Origin of the sequence: Thalassospira xiamenensis M-5 = DSM 17429, assembly GCF_000300235.2 — a bacterium.
GTDB lineage: Bacteria > Pseudomonadota > Alphaproteobacteria > Rhodospirillales > Thalassospiraceae > Thalassospira > Thalassospira xiamenensis.
This window is the reverse complement of sequence record NZ_CP004388.1, coordinates 4,059,038-4,079,402: the sequence shown is the minus strand read 5'-3', so window position 1 is coordinate 4,079,402 and position 20,365 is coordinate 4,059,038. Positions and strand designations below refer to the sequence as shown.

Genomic DNA, 20,365 nt, shown 5'->3' with positions numbered 1-20,365 from the left:
AATACCAACGATTGATTTCGTTGGAGTGCCGTCATGGGCCCGCTTGGATTATATAGTGTTGTTGTTCTGATCTGGGGAAGCACCTGGATCGCAATCCAGTATCAGCTTTCGGTCGGGCCGGAACTGGCTGTTGCCTATCGTTTTGTCCTGGCGGCAGTAATTTTGATGGCATGGTGTGTTATCCGCCGTTTGCCTATGCGCTATTCCCTGCGTGATCATGTGTTTATGGCGGCCCTTGGCATATGCCTGTTTTCGCTGAATTACGTACTGATTTACATCGCAAGTGCGCATTTGACGTCGGGTCTTCTGGCGGTAGTGTTTTCGACCATCGTGATCATGAACATGATTAATGGTGCGATCTTTTTCAAACGGCGTCCGGAAACCCGGACATTGATCGGGGCGGCAATCGGGCTTGGCGGGATTTCGCTGGTGTTTGCGCGCGATCTTGCAACGTTTGATCTGGCAGCAGGTGGTAGCGTTGGGTTGCTGGTTTCGCTTGCGGGCAGCTATATCGCGTCGCTTGGCAATATGGCATCGGCACGCAATCAGGCGCGCGGCATTCCGGTCCTTCAGGCGAATGCTTATGGCATGATGTATGGCTCTATCCTGTTGATCGGATACATCCTTGTTACCGGTATTCCGTTTACCTTTGACACCAGTCCGTCTTTTATTACCGCACTGAGTTACCTTTCCCTGTTTGGCTCGGTTCTGGCGTTTGGCTCCTATCTGACACTTCTGGGCAAGATCGGCCCGGACCGCGCGGCATACAGTTCCGTCATGTTTCCGGTAGTAGCGCTATTACTGTCGACCTGGTTTGAAGGATTTGTCTGGGACAGCAATATCGTTCTAGGCGTTGGCCTGACTTTGCTGGGTAATATCGTGATCCTGACCAAACGGATGCCCAAACCGCCCGTCCTTGCCATGAACACAACAGCAGATGCGACAGGTGGTGCTAACCAGACGACAAGCCCCTGTGACGCAAAGGCCGGATAAAGCTTTTGAAGTGACGGGGGGAGGCGGAATCAAGATGGATGAAATATTATGAACGGAGTTGCCTACTTTCAACGCATGGCCAATTATAATGCGTGGGCGAACCAGCATATTCTGGACGCATGTGCGGGTCTTGAAGCGGGCGAACTTACCGCCCCGCGGGCTGCTTTTTTCCCGTCGATCATCAAGACACTGAACCATCTTTTGGTGGCGGATCGTCTGTGGTTGGGGCGTCTGGTCGGGGTGCCTGAACGTCTGGCGCTTGATGCCGTGCTGTACGCCGGATTTTCAGAATTCCGAACCGCGCGTGAGGCACAGGATGCCAAAATCATCGCCTTTACCGAACAACTTGACGCGGACACATTGGCAAGTGATCTGTCCTATCAATCGATGCTGGCCGGGGCATATACACTGCCGCGCGAGATTGTCTTGGCGCATATGTTCAACCACCAAACACATCATCGCGGGCAGCTTCATTCCATGCTGATCGAGGCCGGTGCCAAGTCACTTTCAATGGATCTGGTTTACTATTGCCTGGAGGTCGATGCGTGATGGCCGATCTTCTGATCCAATATACGCCGTTTCTGATTGCCGCCCTGTTGCTCAATATCTCGCCCGGGCCGGATCTGGCTTATATCAGTGCCCAGACCGCGATCCATGGTCGCAAGATCGGGGTGTTTTCCAGTCTTGGCGTTTGTTCCGGTGCGTTTGTCCATGTGGTTGCCGCAGCCCTTGGGCTTTCGGCCATTCTGGCCACATCGACATTGGCATTCTCGGTGGTGAAATGGATTGGTGTGGCATATCTGGTGTGGCTGGGGATTGGTGCCTTGCGCAGCAGTTTTGCCAAGCGTGGTCTGGATGATGTGTCATCTGAAATATCTGCGGTAAAGCGGCCTCCGATACCCACCATGACAGCGTTCCACGCATGGCGTCAGGGCGCGATGATCGATGTCCTTAATCCTAAGGTCGCGATTTTCTTTATGGCGTTTCTGCCCCAGTTTGTTAACCCGGCGGCGGGGGATGGTGCGATCCAGTTTCTGGTGCTTGGTACCCTGGTGAATGTCATCGGTTTTTGTGTCGAGACGGTCGTGGTGTTTGCCATCGGATTTGCCGCAACCCGCCTTCGGGCTAACGGGTCGCTCGGTATCTGGCTGCAACGTTCACTTGGCGGGATGTTTATCGCGTTGGGTGTCCGGTTGGCGCTGACCGAGCGTTCATAATCGAATTCGTCACCCTTCGTTCCCAACCGGTTGGGAAGGATGACGATGCCGGGCCTTTGCATTCAGGCGCAAAGGTCCTTGGTCCGGATTGGTAGCCGGGCCCTCTGGATTTTGCACTCCATCCAGAGCTCTCTTACTGCAAACCAAGACTTGCGCCCGGCTGGGATATCCTCAGGACCGGGCGCCTTTTTTTGCAAGGTGACGCACCAGCATATTTGAAAGCGGGGCAGCCGACAGACCATGTGCGGTTACGCTGATGGCGACGATCATGACGGCGGCAGCAATCAGGGATTCATAGCCCTTTGGATCGATCATGGTGATCATGATCAGCAGGTAAATAACCGACGCGATGCCGCGTGGGCCAAACCAGCCGACATAGAGTTTTTCCGCCAGACTGTAGGGGCTGCCGATCATGCAAATCCAGACGCAAAGCGGGCGCAGGATCGCGAGGCTGACAATCGAGAAGATCAGCATCTCCCATGTCCAAAGCTGATACACAGCCGGGATAACCACCAGACCGAAAATGAAGAAGGTCAGCATGGTAAGTAGTTCTGATTCTGCTTCGCCAAAACTTTCGATAGTTTCGCGGACCTTTTCGGAGAATATGTTCAATGCAAGACCACCAGCGAAGGCCGCGACAAAGCCGTTCCCTCCGAGCTTCTCAGACAGGAAGAAGATGAAAAGTGCTGAAAGCACGCCAAGCAAGCGTTCGAACCGGTCAAGGATGGTGTTGGTGGTAACCGCGTGATTGACGATCTGGCCGATGACATAGCCAGCCAGAAGCCCGACCCCGGCCCCGACGGAAATTTCGATGATCGCCTCGGTCAGCCAGTTGTTGCTGCCTTCACCGACAATATCGGCTTCGAGCAATACAACGGCTGTGAATATTGGTAAAACCAGCCCGTCATTCAGACCGCTTTCGATATTGATCCCCTGTCTGATCGGATCGGGAACCGATTTGTTTTCCAATACCGGTCGGCCAAGGGCCGCATCGGTCGGGCTTACAATCAGTGCAAGGATCAGTGCCGGAAGAATCCCGATGGAAGGGTGAAGGCCAATGATGAAAGCCCATGTCACACCGATGGTCAACGGCAACCCAATCAGGAGCAACCGGTTGGCAAGCCGTATGGCATGTTTTTCCTTGCGATAGTCAAGGACAGCGGAATCAAGAAACAGAATGATCGCCAGCGTCATTTCGGAAAACCCGGTGGCGAAATGGATGCGATCAGCGAACGGGGCAAGGGGTGCTTCGTGCCATATGCCCAATGGCAATGCGATCAACGCACCGGTTATAACCATCATCATCGGCGAGGATATGTTACGCCGTTGCAGCCTGCGTGATTGCAGGCCGTAAAGCAGTCCGGTTCCCAGAAACAGGATGATGACCCATTCGAACATGATGCGGCCTAACGGAAAGCGGGCGCAGAGATCAGACCGTTGCTGCCCGGATGGTCGAAAGAACGTCCTGATGGCATCGGGCGTCGCCACTCGCGATGACGGAACCGTCACTGAAAATCGTCAGCGGCTTGCCCTGCCAATCGGTCATAACGCCACCGGCACCTTCGACGACCGGGACAAGGGCACAAAAATCATAGGCCTGCAAACCACATTCAACCACGGTATCGGCAAAGCCAAGCGCAACCAACCCATAGGCATAGGCATCAACGCCATACATCGGCTGTCGACATTTGTTCGAAACTGCCTTATAGGCGCGCGCCGAGGCATCGGTGCGGAACAGTTCCGGTGCCGTGGTAAAGAAGGTGGCAGCATCAAGCGTTTCGCATTCGCGGGCGTTGATTTCGTCACCATTCATTGTGCTGGCGCGACCCATAACACCAACCCAGCGTTCATTGGTGATGGCCTGATCAATAATGCCAATAACGGGAACGCCTTTGTGGCAAAGGGCGATCAGTGTCGCAAAGCTTGGTTTGCCCGCGATGAATGACTTGGTGCCGTCAATCGGATCAAGGACCCAGACAAAATCGGCATCAATATTGTGGCGGCCATGTTCTTCGCCAAGAATTCCGTGATCGGGAAGTTCCGCAATCAGGATTGCCCGCATCGCGGTTTCAACTTCGCGGTCGGCAATGGTCACCGGGCTTGCATCGGCCTTGACGTCCACGGCAACAGGGGTGCGGTAATACTGGTGCACGACCGGACGGGCGGTATCGGCCAGTTTGTGGGCGATCTCCAGAAAGTGGTCGAGATTTTCCATTAAAACGCATTCCCTGTTTTGAAACGATTAGTGGCAAACGAAAACAGGGGACAGTTACCTGTCCCCTGTAAAAAATCAATCGATTATCCGGTGAATTTCCCACCCGTTTATTGGGCGGGTGCTTCACCCTCTGCTGCGGGCTCTGCCGGGGCGTCAGCGGCAGGTGCTTCTTCAGCAGGGGCATCGTTGGATTCCGCGGCCTCGGCCGGGGTATCTGCGGCTGCATCTGCTGCGGCGTCGGTGCCTTCAGCTGCGGTGGCTTCTGCCGGATCAGGATAAGGCAGCGGATTGTCCGACTTGCTGTTAAGCCATGCGATGACAGCAGCGCGATCTTCGGCCTTTTTCAGACCCCCGAAGCTCATTTTCGTGCCTTCGACATAATCACGCGGCTTGTACAGGAAGTGGTTCAGTTCTTCCCAGCCCCAGGTTCCGCCATGGTTTGCCATGGCGTCGGAATAGGCGAAGTCATCCTTGTGGGCGAACTTGTTACCGACGATGCCATAAAGGTTCGGGCCGGTTTTGTTCGGGCCGCCATTCTCGGTGTCGTGGCAGGATGCGCATTTTTTGAAGACTTTCTCGCCTTCGGCAAGGTCAGCTGATGCCAGCAATGCAAAAATCGGTTCTGGTCCAGCCGGCTCTGCCGGTGCGGCAGCCGGTGCGTTGGCACCAGCCATCAGATCCTCGGAGAACGGGTAAACGGGCGTTTCCAGTTCTTCGGGGTGCACAAGAGCACTTCCGATCTTGCCAACAACTATAACCAAAAGCACAGCACAGATAACACCGGCGACGATCTTGTTGATTTCCATCGTTTTCATGACGGGATCCCTACAGCCTAATCACTCTCAGGTTTCTTTTTTAACAGCTGACCCATGCGCCCCCAAAACGCTCTTAAAGATCACAAGAACGCGCATGCGACAGCAGGTCAGACCGGTCGGAGGGAAACTATACGTTTCAGAGATTTGCATCAACCTTTCTTAAACATAAAGGCGAAAACAGACGAGATATACCTTCGTCATATTCAATTCCGTCTTTCGCAGAATCCCCAAAACCGGCTATTGTCCCGCCGATTCACGACATTGCTTCTTGCATAGGTGATCAGACGCGCGCTTTGCGCGAGATCAAAGCAGGATCAAGCCAGACCGGAGGCCTACATGACTACGCCGCGCAACCCCGTTGTCGTTATTCCTGCCCGTATGGCATCGACACGCCTACCTAACAAGCCGTTGGCTGATATTCACGGCGAACCGATGATTGTTCATGTTTGGCGCCGGGCAACCGAGGCCGGAATCGGCCCGGTTATCGTCGCGTGCGCCGAAAAGGAAATTGCCGACGCGGTAACGGCGGCTGGTGGTATTGCCGTTTTGACCGATCCGGATTTGCCAAGCGGATCGGATCGGGTGCATCAGGCGTTGCAAAGCTTTGACCCGGATGGAAAATACGACGCCGTGGTCAATGTTCAGGGTGATCTTCCGACGATTGATGCAGCCGATATTCGTGCGGTTTTTGAGCCGCTTGTCGATCCGAATGTCGACATCGCGACTCTGGCGGCTGAAATCACGCGGCAAGAAGAACGTACAAATCCCAATGTGGTGAAGGCGGTAGCGGCCTTTGGTGCTGATCGTGTGGCGCGTGCGCTTTACTTCACGCGGGCAACGGCCCCGTATGGCGACGGGCCGCTTTACCATCATATCGGTCTTTATACCTATCGCCGGGCAGCACTTGACCGGTTTGTAAGTCTTCCACCGGCCGAACTTGAAAAGCGTGAAAAGCTTGAGCAGCTGCGCGCACTTGAAAACGGCATGGTGATCGCGGTTGCACTTGTGAACGGCGTGCCGCTTGGCGTCGACACCCCGGAAGACCTTGAACGCGCACGACTTGTGCTGGGCGCGTAATTAGGCTTTTCTATGTCTTGTCTGGCGGTAAAGCCGCAGGATGCAACATGGAAATCATATTAGATATCAGGAAACAACCAGATGACTGCCCAACAACGTATCGCTTTTCAGGGAATGCACGGTGCCTACTCCGATCAGGCAGCGCGGCGCGCCTTTCCGGGTGCGACGACCGTACCTTGCCGGACGTTTGAGGGCGCATTTGGTGCATTGCGCGATGGTGATGTCGATCTGGCAGTGATCCCGATTGATAACACTCTGGCCGGTCGTGTGGCGGATGTTCACCACATTTTGCCTGACTCTGGGGCGCATATCATTGGCGAGACGTTCCTGCGCATCAACCACGCGCTTGTCGCAGTTCCCGGTGCCAGGATTTCGGATATCAAGGAAATCCGAAGCCACGTTCACGCGCTGGGCCAGTGCCGTAAAATCCGTCAGGAACTTGGCGTGAATACCGTTGTCGGGCCAGATACGGCAGGCTGCGCAAAGGAAGTGGCCGATCTGGGCGATAAAAGCATTGCTGCGATTGCCCCGGTTCTGGCAGCAGAGATTTATGGCCTTGATGTGCTGCGCACCGAGGTCGAAGATGCGGCACATAATACGACCCGTTTCATCATTCTGGCGCGCGAGCCGCTTGATATCGCCAATGATGGCACGCCGGTAGTGACAAGCTTTGTCTTCCGCGTCCGTAACGTTGCAGCGGCCCTTTACAAGGCGCTTGGCGGTTTTGCAACCAATGGGATCAACATGACCAAGCTTGAAAGCTATATGGTCGAGGGGCATTTCACCGCAACCCAGTTCTTTGCCGAGGTCGAAGCCCATCCAGAACAGCTTGGTCTTCGCCATGCGCTTGAAGAACTTCAGTTCTTCTCGCACGAGGTCCGGATTTTGGGTGTTTATCCGTCTCATTCCTTCCGTCGGGAAAATGATCTTCCCGCCGAATAGATCGGCTTAGATCCTTTTCGATAAAGAAAACGGGCCATTTCGCAGGAAATGACCCGTTTTGCTTAAGCCTCATCCGTTTTGGTTGAGGCTATTTTCTTCGCAGCAATCAATTCTCAGCCTGCTTGATCAGATCGTTCGAGAAGCGGTGAATGATCTGTGTCAGTTCCGAAGACCGCGACGAAAGTTCTTCGGACGCGTTGCGCAGATCGCCCGCATGGGTGGTTGTGCTTTGCGCGTTCTTCATGGTTTGATCGACACTATACGAAATCTGTTTCACGCCATCCGCACTGCGATTGGCATTGCCCGCGATTTCCTGTGTGGCTGCGCCCTGTTCTTCAATTGCCGCCGCAATGGCGGTTGACGCAGACCGGACCTGATCAATGGTTTCCGACACGCGCGAAATACCCGTAACCGCACGCTCGGTGCCTTCGACGATGCCGTTGATCTGGGCCGCGATTTCCTCGGTCGCCCGCCCGGTCTGGGTCGCAAGGTTTTTGACTTCGCTTGCGACCACCGCAAAGCCCTTGCCCGCATCACCTGCACGGGCGGCTTCGATGGTTGCGTTCAGGGCCAAGAGGTTGGTCTGGCCCGCGATGTCGTTAATCAGGCTGACGATTTCCTTGATTTTATCAACGGCTTCGGACAGGCCGCCAACATCGTCAGAGGCGCTTTGGCTTTCATGCGTTGCGCGTTCTACAGTGTTTGACATCTGGGAAATCTGAACGTTGATTTCCGTGATAGAGGAAGAAAGTTCCTCGGTCGCGGCGGCAACCGCATCAACATTCTGCGAGACGGATCCGGCAGCAGATGCAACCTGCTGGCTCTGATCAAGAATGCCTTCGGCGTTGTGTGACATATTGACTGCAAGTTCACCGCTGCGTTTAACCGATTGGTCAACGGCACCGGCAATACCACCAACTTCGCTCTCGAGTTTTTTGGCGATGTTGCGGATATTGGTGCGTCGTTCTTCTTCGGCTCTCTGTTTCTGGATTGCGGCGTCTTTTTCAAGCTGCTGGGCCTGCGCGGATTTGTCACGCAGGGCAAGAACGCCAGATGCCATGTCGCCGATTTCGGTAAAGTTGGAATCCGTGTCAACTGGTGCCTGATAATTGCCTTCGGCAATTGTCGCGATCGAACGGTTCAGGCCGACGATGCTTTTGGTTATGCGGGTGCCGACGAACCAGGACAACACGCCGGCGATGACGATCGCGATCACAGAGATAATCGCGATACGTTGCATCACAGACTGAAATTCTGCGGCGACGTCATCCATATAGACGCCCGCACCCAATGCCCAGTTCCAGCCCGGAATCGGACGAACATATGCGGCCTTTTCGACCAATGTATCGCCCATGCCTGGTTTTTTGGTTTCATAGGTTATCACGCCACCACCGGCCTTGGCGGTTTTGACGATCATCTGGCGCACTTTGCTGTCGGGGTTGCATTTGCCGACATCTTCGGGGCTGAGCGGATCGAGAACCATGCAATGGTTATAATCGGTGGCGTATATGTAGTTCTCCCCATCAAAGCGATACGCATTGAGCAATGAAAGCACTTCTGCCTTGGCGGCGTTTTCATCCATATCGCCCGCTTTGACCTTGGCAATATATGAATCAACGATCGTTACCGCACCCTCGGTCAGATGTTCGATCTGTTCGAACTTACCGTTACGCAGGCTGTTTTGATAATTCAAAGCGACTGTCGCGATAATCGCGAGAAGTGTCAGCAGGCAGATGGCCGGGATCGAAAAAATCCCCGTAACAACCCGAAAACGCATATTTCTTCCCCTTACGCGTTATTTAAGCGACCGATAATGCACACAAATTAGACATGCATAGATTAATTCCGCGTTACATATGGGAATGGTGAATGCGTTTTTGCATGGCTGCCCGGCGCAGGGATTGATTGACTTTGTTTCGGGGGGCATGTATCACCCCGTTCATTCCTTCGCTTGTAGGGCAGATTGAGCTGTCAGGAACTGTGTGAAAAGGCGAGGGCGGCGATGACGTGATGACGTCATGGCCTCATCATATGCCTCTCATGCAGGGTCCGAAGCAGCGGCTTGATCGCCGTGCACCGGTCGCTATTGCTGTCGAGCAGGCACATCATGGCGCGAACATGGCGCCGACCGGATTTTGAAGGACTTTCCTTTATGACTAATTTTGAAGGGCTCAACCTTATCGAGCCCCTGCTGCGCAACGTTGAAGCTTCTGGTTTCACCGCACCGACCGAGATTCAGGCAAAAACCATTCCGGCTTTGCTTGAGGGTCGTGACCTGATGGGTATTTCCCAGACGGGTGGTGGTAAAACCGCTGCTTTCTGCCTGCCGCTGTTGCAGCGCCTTGCCGAAAACCCGAAACGCCCGGCACCGGGCCAGCCGCGCGCGCTTATTCTTGCGCCGACGCGTGAACTGGTAAACCAGATCGGTCAGTGCCTGCGTGATTTCAAAAAAGGTATTCGCCTGTTCTCTTCTGTTGTTTACGGTGGCTCGCCGATGGGCCCGCAGATTCAGGAACTGCGCCGTGGCGTTGACATTCTGGTTGCGACCCCGGGTCGTCTGCTTGACCACATGTCACGCAATACCATTCGTTTTGATGACATCGAAGTCTTCATTCTTGACGAAGCCGACCGTATGCTCGATATGGGCTTCTCGGAAGACGTTCTGACCGTTGCCGAAGTGCTGCCGCGTGATCACCAGACGGTGATGTTCTCGGCAACCATGCCGCCGGCTGTCAAACATCTGACCGACCGTTTGCTGAACAATCCGGTTAAGGTTGAAACCGCGCCGCAGTCCAGCGTGACCGAGCGTGTGACCCAGCGCGGCATGTTCGTGAAACGTCACGACAAGACCTCGCTTCTGGTTCAGTTGCTGAAACGTCAGGAAAGCGAACGCGTTCTGGTTTTCACCAAAACCAAAGCCGATGCGGACGAGCTTTCGTTCCAACTGCGCGATGAAGGTGTCGATACCGACGCCATCCATGGTGACAAGCAGCAGCGTATTCGCCAGAAAATCCTGCGTAACTTCCGTAATGGCCAGTTCCCGGTCCTGATTGCAACTGACGTTGCAGCACGTGGGATTGACGTTCCGGGCATCACGCATGTCATCAACTATGACCTGCCGACCGATCCGGAAAACTATGTGCACCGCATTGGCCGTACCGGTCGCGGCAGTGCCGAAGGCATCGCGATTTCGTTCTGCGAACCGCGTGACGTTCGTCATCTGCGCAACATCGAACGCGTGATCGGCCAGCAGGTCGAGATCGACGAAGATCATGAATTCCATTCGGCTCCTCCGGCCCGTTCGTCGGGTGGTGGCGGTCGCGATGGTGCTCGTGGTGGTCGCGGCGGATTTGGCGGTGGCCGTGATGGCGGTCGTGGTCGTGGTGGTTTCGGCGGTGGTCGTGACGGTGGTCGCGATGCTGGCCGTGGTGGTCGCGGTGGATTTGCTGGTGGCCGTGATGGTGCCCGTTCATTCGGCGGCCCGCGTCGTGCCGAAGGTGACCGTGATGGTGCGCGCCGTTTCGAAGGGGATCGCGAAGGCGGTCGGGCTTTTGGTGGTGATCGTGATGGCGGCCGTCGTTTTGGCCAGTCAGATCAGCCGCGTGGTGATCGCGGTGGTGATCGTCCGGCCCGTTCGGATCGTAACGACCGCGGTGGTGACCGTTTTGACCGCAAGCCGCGCTTTGATCGCGCTGCTGCCGACCAGCGCCCTGATCGTGCAGAGCGTTCTGATCGTACCGAGCGCACGGACCGTGGCACCAACTTCCGCCCGCGTGGCGAAGGTGCACCGGCACGTGATGGTGAGCGTCGTTTTGCTGACAAACCACGTGGCGAACGCGGTTTCAAAAATCGAGATCGTGATACCCGCGGTCGTGATTTCAGTGATCGTCCGCGCCGTGCCGAAGGTGGTCGTGGTGAAATCCGTGGTGGAAACCAGGGCATGAAGCGCCGTTCCGCCTAAGTCATTTTGCCTTTCTCTTTCCGCCTTTTGCTGAAAGTCCCGGGAAATCTGAAGATTTTAAAAGAAGCCTCCGCTTTGCGGGGGCTTTTTTGATTTTAGGACGTCACACAGTATCATCCAACGGTTGGTGTGTAATTGTGGTAATGTGCGAAAAAAACACATACCGGATGGTGAATATGCTCGTGAGTCTCCTTACATTACTCATAAAATAATCGACGCTGCGAGATTGGTGATGCGGTTGGAGAGTGATGGATATGCAGTTGATGACCCGGACAGGGTATTTAGCGTCCATTTGCGTTGCTGGTTTAATCGCAGCAAACATTGCCCATGCCAAAGACGCCTCACAGAATTTTGCGGTCGATAATGGTGGCGTGCGGGATTGCAACCATTTGATTGCATCGGGAAACCCGGATTACCCACCCTATCTTTGGCCAGCCGACGATGGTTCTGGTCATCTTATTGGTGCGGCTGCTGAATTCCTGCAGCGGGTTGGTGATGCCGCGGGCATTAACATTGAAGTCGTCAATACCGGTAGTTGGGGGCGTGTGCAGCAGCACATGCGTGAGGGTGGCATCGATATGATCGCAGGTGCCTTCTTTACGGTGCCGCGACTTGAATACATGGATTATTTTTATCCGGCATTCCAAGGGACGCGTACGGTCATCTGGACCAAAGCCAACATTGATATCAATTATCGCCAATGGTCGGATCTGCGCGGGCTTGAGGGGCTTACAGTCATCAACAACAGTTTCGGGCAGGAATTCGACAGCTATGCAGCCCAAAACCTGACAATTCGGGAAGTTCCAAGCCTTGAACAAGGTTTGATGATGCTGGATCGTAATCGCGGAGAATATCTGATTTACGAAGAGTTCCCGGGCAAAGCTTTTGCTGCGCGGGAAAAGATTGACGATATTCGCAGCTATGACATCGCGGTAAGCGAAGAAAGCCTGTATCTGACCATGTCGCATAAGTCGCCCTGCAATACCGGCGCGATGCGTGGCCGTATTGCTCAGGCACTTTTCAAGCTTGTGGGCGACGGCGTGATGGATGAAATGCTCGAAGCCAGCATCGCCCGCTGGAGCACCGGCACAAACTGACCCCCGATGAGTTGATATAAAGTTGAAAACCGGCCTTTTGCCTCTTGCGATCATAAATAGGTATAGTGATGCGGATTTTGATTTGACGTTTACGTTAACGTAAACTACAACAGATTTGCTTCATAACCCGTGATGTCCGGTGCTCGATATATTGACCCGGCATGACTGCAGGCAGGACAGGATCGCAAGATGGCACAGTTTGAGCCGCAAAATCCGAACTATGATGCTGAAGTCCGGCATCGGTTTTCTCAGCAGCCCTACAATCTTTCGATTGGGGCCGAGGTCGTTGATGTGAAGCCGGGGCGGGTCGAGATTGTCGTGCCGTCACGCGCGGATCTGATCCAGCATAACGGCTATTTTCATGGCGGCCTGATCGCCGGGCTTGCCGACATCGCGGGCGGCTTTGCTGGATGGAGCCTCGTTGCCGAAGATCAGGGCATGCTGACCATCGAATACAAGCTTAACATCGTTGCGCCGGGCATGGGCGATCAGTTGCGCGCGGTTGGCGAGGTGGTTTCACGCGGTCGGTCGATCATTGTCACCCGCATCGATGTCTTTGGTATGAGGAATAGTGAGCCGGTTCTGTGTGCGACGTCGCTTCAGACGCTCAAGGTCATGAAGCTGCCGCCGGAATTATTAAGTAACGCTGCATAATCGGTTTGATTATTCACTTTTATCAAAAAATCAAAACACCCAGGGCAGGAATAGTAAAATGGCATTTTTCGACTTTCCCGGATTGAAATTTGATCTCGGCGAGACCGCAGAAGCGATCCGCGAAACCGTTTCATCCTTCGCCGAGGCAGAAATCGCGCCGCGCGCGGCCGAGATTGATGAAAAAAATGAATTCCCCAATGATCTGTGGCGCAAATTTGGCGATCTTGGTCTGCTGGGTATGACAGTCCCCGAGGAAGATGGCGGTACCGGTCTTGGCTATCTTGAACATGTGATTGCCATGGAAGAAATCAGCCGTGCATCGGCATCGGTTGCACTTTCCTACGGGGCGCATTCCAACCTGTGTGTCAATCAGATCAAACGCAATGCCAATGCCGAGCAAAAGGCAAAGTACCTGCCAAAGTTGATGAGTGGTGAACATGTCGGTGCGCTTGCCATGAGCGAACCGGGATCCGGTTCCGATGTGGTGTCGATGAAATTGCGGGCGGAAAAAAAAGGTGACCGTTTCATCCTGAATGGCAACAAGATGTGGATCACCAATGGTCCGGATGCCGATACGCTGGTGGTTTATGCTAAAACCGATATCGATGCTGGGCCCAAGGGTATTACGGCATTTATTATCGAAAAGGGTTTCAAGGGTTTCTCGACGGCGCAGAAGCTCGATAAACTGGGGATGCGGGGGTCAAACACCTGCGAACTGGTGTTTCAGGATTGCGAAGTACCCGATGAAAATATCCTTGGGAATTTGAATGGCGGCGTTCGTGTTTTGATGAGCGGCCTTGATTATGAGCGTGTCGTTCTGGCCGCCGGACCGACCGGCATCATGCGGGCCTGCATGGACGTGGTCGTGCCCTATATTCATGAACGCAAACAATTCGGCAGGGCGATCGGTGAATTCCAGCTGATGCAGGGCAAGATGGCCGATATGTACACCACAATGAATGCCTGCCGGGCCTATGTTTACGAGGTCGCCAAGGCATGTGATCGTGGTGAAACATCACGCAAGGACGCGGCAGGAGTGATCCTTTATGCTGCCGAAAAAGCGACCTGGATGGCGCTTGAAGCCATTCAGACGCTGGGTGGTAATGGTTATATCAATGAATACCCGACGGGACGTTTGCTGCGCGATGCCAAGCTTTACGAGATTGGCGCAGGCACTAGCGAAATTCGCCGCATGTTGATTGGCCGTGAACTTTTCGGCGAAACCGCCTAATCCCCATATTTGGAATACAGGATCAGATCCATGAGCAATTCAGACCCCATCGTTATCGTTTCCTGTGCCAGAACCCCGATGGGCGGCCTGCAGGGGGATTTCGCAACCGTTACCGCATCCGAACTGGGCGGCGTTGCCATCAGGGCCGCGCTTGAGCATGGCCGTGTTGCTGCCGAAGATGTTGACGAAGTCATTATGGGTAACGTTCTGCCCGCTGGTCAGGGACAGGCCCCGGCGCGTCAGGCCGCATGGAAGGCGGGTATCCCGCGTTCTGCCGGTGCAACCACGATCAACAAGATGTGCGGATCGGGCATGAAGGCCGTGATGTTTGCCCATGATACGCTGGTCGCCGGTGGCGCCAATGTCATGGTTGTGGGGGGGATGGAAAGCATGACCAATGCGCCGTTCCTGCTTCCGAAAATGCGGTCGGGCCACAAATACGGTCATGACATGGTTTATGACCATATGGCGCTGGATGGGCTGGAAGATGCCTATGACAAGGGCCGTTCCATGGGGACCTTTGCCGAGGCGACAGCCGAAAAATACGGCTTTACCCGCAAAGCACAGGACGACTATGCCATCACGTCGCTGACTCGTGCGCAGAATGCTGCCAAGTCAGGCCATTTTGCTGATGAAATTGCCCCGGTGACCTATGCCACCCGTAACGGCGAGGTTACCATTGATGCCGATGAACAGCCGCCCAAGGCCAAGCCGGAAAAAATCCCGACCCTGCGCCCGGCATTCGCCAAGGACGGCACAGTAACCGCGGCCCATTCGGCATCGATTTCCGATGGGGCGGCGGCTCTTGTCATGATGCGCGCGTCGGAAGCCGAAAAGCGCGGGCTTAAGCCGCTTGCCAAAATCGTTGGTCAGTCTACCCACGCCCAAGAACCTTGCTGGTTCACGACGGCTCCGATTGATGCGATCAAAAAGGTGCTGGGCAAAACCGGCTGGTCCAAGGACGATGTTGATCTGTGGGAAATCAACGAAGCCTTTGCCGTGGTGGCGATGGCCGCCATCCGTGATCTGGAACTTGATCACGGCAAGGTCAATGTCCATGGCGGTGCCTGTGCGCTGGGCCATCCGATAGGTGCCACCGGTGCGCGGTTGTTGGTGACCCTGATCCATGCGCTTAAAACCCATGGCGGGACCAAGGGCGTGGCGTCGCTTTGCATTGGTGGCGGTGAGGCCACGGCGGTCGCCATCGAGCTGCTTTAAGTTTTTGGTAAATTATGTGAACGAAGTTACGCCCCTGTGATCGGAGGGTTCGGCTTTCTGATGACAGAAAACCGTGATCCTGCTATCGGAATTGCGGTTTTGGCGCAGGGGCGAGACTGCTTGCGCGACACCAACACCAAGGTATCATAGTCAAGGGACAGCCATGCAAGATGTGTTGAGCCTGGCGGCGCAAAATCTTCTGTCGCCCATCGTTCTTTTCTTTGTTCTGGGGGTGGGGGCTGCCCTTGCGCGATCCGATCTGACGATCCCCGAAGCCGTGGCCAAAGGGATATCGCTTTATCTTCTGTTTGCCATTGGCTTCAAGGGCGGGGTTGCGGTCTCAAATAACGGGATCGACCTGACCTTGGGTATGACCCTGATGGCAGGTGTGATCCTGTCCTTCGTTCTGCCCTTTATCGCCTTTGGCCTTTTGCGGTGGATATCGCAACTCAGCCGGACAGATGCCGCCGCCGTTGCCGGGCATTATGGCTCGATCTCCATCGTGACGTTTGTTGCGGCGACCTCGGTCCTGCAAAGTTCCGGCATCGTGGCAGAGGGTTACATGGTTGCTGTCGCGGCGGCCATGGAGGCACCGGCTATTTTTTCGGCCCTGTTGCTTGTGTCATCGGGCGGTAAGGGGCGGATGGATGGTGCGCTGATCCGTGAAATCCTGCTCAATGGTTCCATCGTTTTGCTTGTCGGCAGTTTCTTTATCGGCTGGATCACCGGGGCTGAGGGCATGGCAAAGATCGAGGCGCTGATTGTTTCACCCTTCCAGGGGGTTCTTTGCCTGTTTCTGCTTGATATGGGACTGGTTGCGGGGCGTGGGCTTAAACAGGGTCGTGCCGTGCTGCGTGCGGGGCCACTGGCCTTTGGTGTTATGATGCCGGTGATCGGCTCCTGCCTTGGTCTGGTATTTGCGTTGCTGATCGGCCTGTCACTGGGGGGTACAGTGCTGTTGATGGTTCTGGCCGCCTCGGCAAGTTATATCGCGGTGCCTGCGGCCATGCGTGTCGCCCTGCCAGAGGCCAATCCGTCGGTCTATCTTACGCTGTCGCTTGGCGTGACGTTCCCCTTCAACCTGACGCTTGGCATTCCGCTTTATCTTGCGATGGCCAGCGCCGTTCACGGAGGTTAATCCCATGGAAAAGCATGATGCCAAACGCGTGGCGATCATTATCGAAGCCATTATGGAGAGCCGCCTGCGCCAGGCGCTTGAGGGGGCGGGGGTTACCGGCTTTTCCGTGCTGCCTGTGCTTGGTGGATCGGGGCGGTCAGGCAGCTGGAGCCGCGACGATACCGTGTCGCGCGGCGGCGGCATGGTTCAGGTGATCTGCATTATTCGCCCGGAGAAGCTTGACCGGATGCTTGAAGCCGCGTTCGAGGTGGTGGATCGTCATATCGGCGTTGTCACGATCAGTGACTGTCAGGTGCTGCGCGCGGATCGTTTCTAGAAACGTCAGGGTTTGGTTGTCTGCGAAACAAAGGAGATCGCGCGTTTAGAACGGTTCAAAAGGTTTGAATGGGGACTATCAACTTGGGCAATTTGGTCCTATTTTGTCGGCAGCGTTATGACAGAATAGGGGACTTCGCGAGATGTCAAAGCCAACCGTTGATCGGATGCTTGCCGGGTTCAAGAGCTTTAAGGCGATGTATTATGATCAGCGCCCGGAACGCGTCGAAGACCTGGTCAATATGGGCCAGCGCCCGGAAGTTCTTCTGATTGCCTGTTCTGATTCCCGCGTTGATCCAGCCATCCTGACCAATGCCGAACCGGGCGAGATGTTTGTCATTCGGAACGTTGCAAACCTTGTTCCGCCCTATGAACCCGATGAGAATTACCACGGGACGTCGTCGGCGATCGAATTTGCGGTGCGTGATCTCAAGGTCAGGGACATCGTCATTCTGGGCCATTCGGCGTGCGGTGGCATGGAGGCTCTGGTCGAGCACGGCGAAGCGGGCAAGGTGCCGGATCGCGACTTTATCGGCGAGTGGGTCAGCATTGCGAAATGCTGTCTGGAACATGGCCCGGATGTCGACAAGGTATCGCGTCATTCGATCCGTAACTCGCTGCAAAACCTGATGTCGTTCCCGTTCATCAAGGAACGTGTCGAAGCCGGCGACCTTAAGCTGCATGGCTGGTGGTACGGCATGAAAGAAGGAATCCTGTGGCGTTTTGATGCCGAGCAGGACAAATTTGTTCAGGGCGAAGAATAGGCCCGGCCTGATGAAAACGATCTTCTGATCGCATGGCCGGTGCATCGCCCAATTGGGAGGGTGACCGCCATGCGGTTGGAAGAACATCAGATCATGGTGCGCGATACAGCGCGCGAGTTCGCCGAAAATGAACTCAAACCTCATGCCGCAAAATGGGACATCCACCATACCTTTCCGGCCGAAGCGATTGCCGGATTGGGAGAACTTGGCTTTTTGGGCATGCTGGTGCCCGAAGAATATGGCGGGGCGGGCATGGATCACGTCGCCTATGCGCTGGCACTCGAAGAAATAGCTGCTGGCGATGGGGCAACCTCCACCATCATGTCGGTGCATAATTCGGTCGGGTGTATGCCGATCCTGAAATTCGGTACCGAAGATCAGAAAGAAAAATATCTGGTCCCGATGGCGCGTGGCGAAAAGATCGGCGCATTTTGCCTGACCGAGCCGCAGGCAGGCTCGGATGCCAGCGCATTGCGCACACGTGCCGTGCGCGACGGCGATCACTGGATTATCAACGGTTCCAAGCAATTCATCACGTCCGGCAGTGAGGGTGATGTGGCGATTGTCTTTGCCGTTACAGACCCGGAAGCAGGTAAACGCGGTATTTCGGCCTTCATCGTGCCAACCGATACGCCGGGCTATGTCGTTTCGCGGGTCGAGGAAAAGCTTGGCCAGAATGCATCGGACACCTGCCAGATCACCTTTGTCGAATGCCGGGTGCCCGGTGAAAACATGCTGGGTGAAGAGGGGCAAGGCTATAAAATCGCACTCGCGAACCTTGAAGGTGGGCGCATCGGCATTGCTGCCCAGTCTGTCGGCATGGCGCGTGCCGCATTTGAAGCTGCGCGTGATTACGCCAATGAACGCGAGACGTTCGGTAAAAAGATCATAGAACATCAGGCGGTGGCATTTCGCCTTGCCGATATGGCGACGAAAATCGATGCGGCCCGTTTGCTGGTCCATCGTGCTGCCGAACTTCGCGACGATCACAAACCCTGTTTGACCGAGGCCTGCATGGCCAAGATGTTCGCATCCGAAATCGCCGAAGAAGTCTGTTCGGCGGCAATCCAGATTCATGGCGGATACGGCTATCTGAAGGACTTTCCGGTCGAACGCATCTATCGTGATGTCCGGGTTTGCCAGATTTATGAGGGCACATCCGATATCCAGCGCATGGTGATCGCGCGATCACTGGCCGATTAAGTGCCGGGTGGTGGGCCAAATCGATCTAGATAGCGTTCGGCACGGGGCAGCGCGTTGTGAAGAAACTGATCGGGTTCGCGCAACCAGAGGCCTTTGATTTCCTTTGATTTTTTCTCCGATATCAGAATGTTGCGAGGCAGCAGGGTTGGTTCAGCATTCCATCCCGGCCAGCGTTGCCTTGCCCGCTTGAAGTAATGGGCGATCAGGTCGGTACGTTTGCTGTAACCATGATAGTCAAACGCCCACTCGTTCCATATGACGATGATATGGTTGCCGGTATAGCCTTCAAACGGTCGGAGCCAGAGTGGCTGCATCGTGCTTGTTGCGTGCAGTTCAAGAAATGCGTGTGCGAGAATGTGACAGGCACCGCAGGCAAAAAAGACCCTGTCGGGCAGATTCCAGCGTTTGACAGGATCGGATTTGCAGTAATGCGCGGTACGGGGCTGATACATTCCTGTGTTCCGGGTCTATTTTCCGGGAAGCAGATTGTGTTTGTCGAGCAATCGGCGGAACTGATGATAATTCAGGCCAAGCTGTTTGGCAGCTTCGGTCTGATTGTTGGTATTGTCTGCCAGTGCCTTTTCCAGAAGGCGAATTTCAAAGGTTGCAACTTCTGATTTGAAGTCGATGCCGGTATCGTTTCGAGAGGTCGGGGTTTCGGTATTGACAGGTTCGGTTTTGCCTGCGGTTTCGCTCCAGATGCCCGCAAACGGATCAAGGACAATGCGCGAAAGCGGGCTTTCGTCATCCTCGGCGAGATAAAGGCTTCGTTCAACTGCGTTACGCAATTCGCGCACATTACCTGGCCATGAATGGGTCAAGAGCTGTCGGGCGGCGGCGGGGGTAAACCCGGCAAAGACCGAACGGGACAGGCGTTTGGTCATTTCAAGCGCAAATTGTTCGGCCAACGGCAGGATGTCATCGGACCGTTCGCGTAGCGGCGGTACGGCAATGACATCAAAAGCCAATCGGTCGAGCAGGTCGGCGCGAAACTTCCCGGTTTTGGCCAATTCGCGCAGATTTTCATTTGTCACACCAATGACGCGGGCATCAACTTCGATCACCTCGGAGCCGCCAACACGTTCAATCTCGCCATATTCAACAACGCGCAGGAGTTTTTCCTGCGCCATTGGGCTGGCGGTGGCGATTTCATCGAGAATGATGGTGCCGCCATGCGCGCGTTCAAATCGCCCGACATGACGTTTGGTTGCCCCGGTAAAGGCTCCGGCCTCGTGCCCGAACAGTTCGGTATCAAGCAGGGTTTCGGACAGGGCCGCGCAATTGACCTTGACCAGCGGGCCGCCCCAGCGACGGGACAGATAGTGCAGGCGTGAAGCAATCAGTTCCTTGCCCGATCCCCGTTCCCCGATCACAAGGCATGGCCGTTCAATTGGCGCCAGACGTGAAACATGTTCAAGGGCGGCCAGAAAAACGGGGTCTTCACCCAATATCGGTTGCAAGCTATCCATTTCGCGAAAAACGTTATCGAAAAAAGACAAAATTGTCGCGATAAAAGTTAATTGGA

The 20,365-nt window shown here is 55.0% G+C and carries 20 protein-coding genes; 14 read left to right on the top strand and 6 right to left on the bottom strand.

Translation table 11 applies throughout. The features are described from left to right. Positions 1-33: 33 nt before the first annotated feature. Genes TH3_RS18865 through TH3_RS18855 form a run of 3 tightly spaced genes read left to right on the top strand, consistent with a single transcriptional unit; the run spans position 34 to position 2,210 of the window. Positions 34-993: a DMT family transporter gene (locus TH3_RS18865; RefSeq protein WP_007088796.1), complete on the top strand. Its 960-nt coding sequence runs from the start codon at positions 34-36 to the stop codon at positions 991-993. A gap of 48 nt (positions 994-1,041) precedes the next feature. Then, entirely contained in the window at positions 1,042-1,542 is a 501-nt protein-coding gene (locus tag TH3_RS18860; RefSeq protein ID WP_007088797.1) for a DinB family protein, read from the top strand. After that, positions 1,542-2,210, top strand: coding sequence for a LysE family translocator (locus TH3_RS18855; protein ID WP_007088798.1), 669 nt, complete (start codon positions 1,542-1,544; stop codon positions 2,208-2,210). The genes TH3_RS18860 and TH3_RS18855 overlap by 1 nt, the downstream gene beginning before the upstream one ends. A 171-nt stretch (positions 2,211-2,381) precedes the next feature. On the opposite strand, the gene TH3_RS18850 is transcribed toward TH3_RS18855, so the two are convergent. From TH3_RS18850 to TH3_RS18840, 3 genes are all read right to left on the bottom strand, one after another. Further along, the gene (locus tag TH3_RS18850; protein ID WP_007088799.1) at positions 2,382-3,608 is read right to left on the bottom strand and encodes a cation:proton antiporter; all 1,227 of its coding nucleotides are present in this window, start codon (positions 3,606-3,608) and stop codon (positions 2,382-2,384) included. A 31-nt stretch (positions 3,609-3,639) separates the two neighbouring features. Beyond that, positions 3,640-4,425, bottom strand: coding sequence for a histidinol-phosphatase (gene hisN / locus TH3_RS18845; RefSeq protein ID WP_007088800.1), 786 nt, complete (start codon positions 4,423-4,425; stop codon positions 3,640-3,642). A gap of 107 nt (positions 4,426-4,532) precedes the next feature. Beyond that, positions 4,533-5,240, bottom strand: a complete 708-nt coding sequence (locus TH3_RS18840) for a c-type cytochrome (RefSeq protein ID WP_007088801.1) — start codon at positions 5,238-5,240, stop codon at positions 4,533-4,535. A 336-nt stretch (positions 5,241-5,576) separates the two neighbouring features. Between TH3_RS18840 and TH3_RS18835 the strand changes: the two genes are divergently transcribed. Next, on the top strand, positions 5,577-6,317 hold the full coding sequence (locus tag TH3_RS18835; protein ID WP_007088802.1) for a 3-deoxy-manno-octulosonate cytidylyltransferase: 741 nt from the start codon (positions 5,577-5,579) through the stop codon (positions 6,315-6,317). 81 nt (positions 6,318-6,398) lie between these two features. Beyond that, the gene (locus TH3_RS18830; protein ID WP_007088803.1) at positions 6,399-7,259 is read left to right on the top strand and encodes a prephenate dehydratase; all 861 of its coding nucleotides are present in this window, start codon (positions 6,399-6,401) and stop codon (positions 7,257-7,259) included. Positions 7,260-7,365: 106 nt separating this feature from the next. On the opposite strand, the gene TH3_RS18825 is transcribed toward TH3_RS18830, so the two are convergent. After that, entirely contained in the window at positions 7,366-9,036 is a 1,671-nt protein-coding gene (locus TH3_RS18825) for a methyl-accepting chemotaxis protein (protein WP_007088804.1), read from the bottom strand. 375 nt (positions 9,037-9,411) lie between these two features. Here TH3_RS18825 and TH3_RS18820 point away from each other — a divergent pair, with 375 nt between their 5' ends. The 9 genes from TH3_RS18820 (at position 9,412) to TH3_RS18780 (ending at position 18,840) form a co-directional block, all read left to right on the top strand. Further along, entirely contained in the window at positions 9,412-11,220 is a 1,809-nt protein-coding gene (locus TH3_RS18820; RefSeq protein ID WP_007088805.1) for a DEAD/DEAH box helicase, read from the top strand. Positions 11,221-11,474: 254 nt separating this feature from the next. Next, a complete protein-coding gene (locus TH3_RS18815) occupies positions 11,475-12,317 on the top strand; it encodes a substrate-binding periplasmic protein (protein ID WP_233421801.1) in 843 nt (280 codons plus the stop codon). Between the two features lie 189 nt (positions 12,318-12,506). Next, positions 12,507-12,971, top strand: a complete 465-nt coding sequence (locus TH3_RS18810) for a PaaI family thioesterase (RefSeq protein ID WP_007088807.1) — start codon at positions 12,507-12,509, stop codon at positions 12,969-12,971. Positions 12,972-13,029: 58 nt separating this feature from the next. Next, positions 13,030-14,202, top strand: coding sequence for an isovaleryl-CoA dehydrogenase (locus tag TH3_RS18805; RefSeq protein WP_040060202.1), 1,173 nt, complete (start codon positions 13,030-13,032; stop codon positions 14,200-14,202). 30 nt (positions 14,203-14,232) lie between these two features. Continuing rightward, entirely contained in the window at positions 14,233-15,420 is a 1,188-nt protein-coding gene (locus TH3_RS18800) for an acetyl-CoA C-acyltransferase (protein WP_007088809.1), read from the top strand. Positions 15,421-15,583: 163 nt separating this feature from the next. Next, positions 15,584-16,558, top strand: a complete 975-nt coding sequence (locus TH3_RS18795; RefSeq protein ID WP_007088810.1) for a sodium-dependent bicarbonate transport family permease — start codon at positions 15,584-15,586, stop codon at positions 16,556-16,558. A gap of 4 nt (positions 16,559-16,562) precedes the next feature. Continuing rightward, a complete protein-coding gene (locus tag TH3_RS18790) occupies positions 16,563-16,874 on the top strand; it encodes a P-II family nitrogen regulator (protein ID WP_007088811.1) in 312 nt (103 codons plus the stop codon). A gap of 142 nt (positions 16,875-17,016) precedes the next feature. Beyond that, positions 17,017-17,637: a carbonic anhydrase gene (locus tag TH3_RS18785; protein ID WP_007088812.1), complete on the top strand. Its 621-nt coding sequence runs from the start codon at positions 17,017-17,019 to the stop codon at positions 17,635-17,637. Positions 17,638-17,706: 69 nt separating this feature from the next. Then, a complete protein-coding gene (locus TH3_RS18780; RefSeq protein ID WP_007088813.1) occupies positions 17,707-18,840 on the top strand; it encodes an acyl-CoA dehydrogenase in 1,134 nt (377 codons plus the stop codon). On the opposite strand, the gene TH3_RS18775 is transcribed toward TH3_RS18780, so the two are convergent. Then, positions 18,837-19,292: a hypothetical protein gene (locus TH3_RS18775; RefSeq protein WP_007088814.1), complete on the bottom strand. Its 456-nt coding sequence runs from the start codon at positions 19,290-19,292 to the stop codon at positions 18,837-18,839. The genes TH3_RS18780 and TH3_RS18775 overlap by 4 nt on opposite strands. Positions 19,293-19,307: 15 nt before the next feature. After that, positions 19,308-20,309, bottom strand: a complete 1,002-nt coding sequence (gene pspF / locus TH3_RS18770; protein WP_040060199.1) for a phage shock protein operon transcriptional activator — start codon at positions 20,307-20,309, stop codon at positions 19,308-19,310. Between the last annotated feature and the right edge of the window lie 56 nt (positions 20,310-20,365).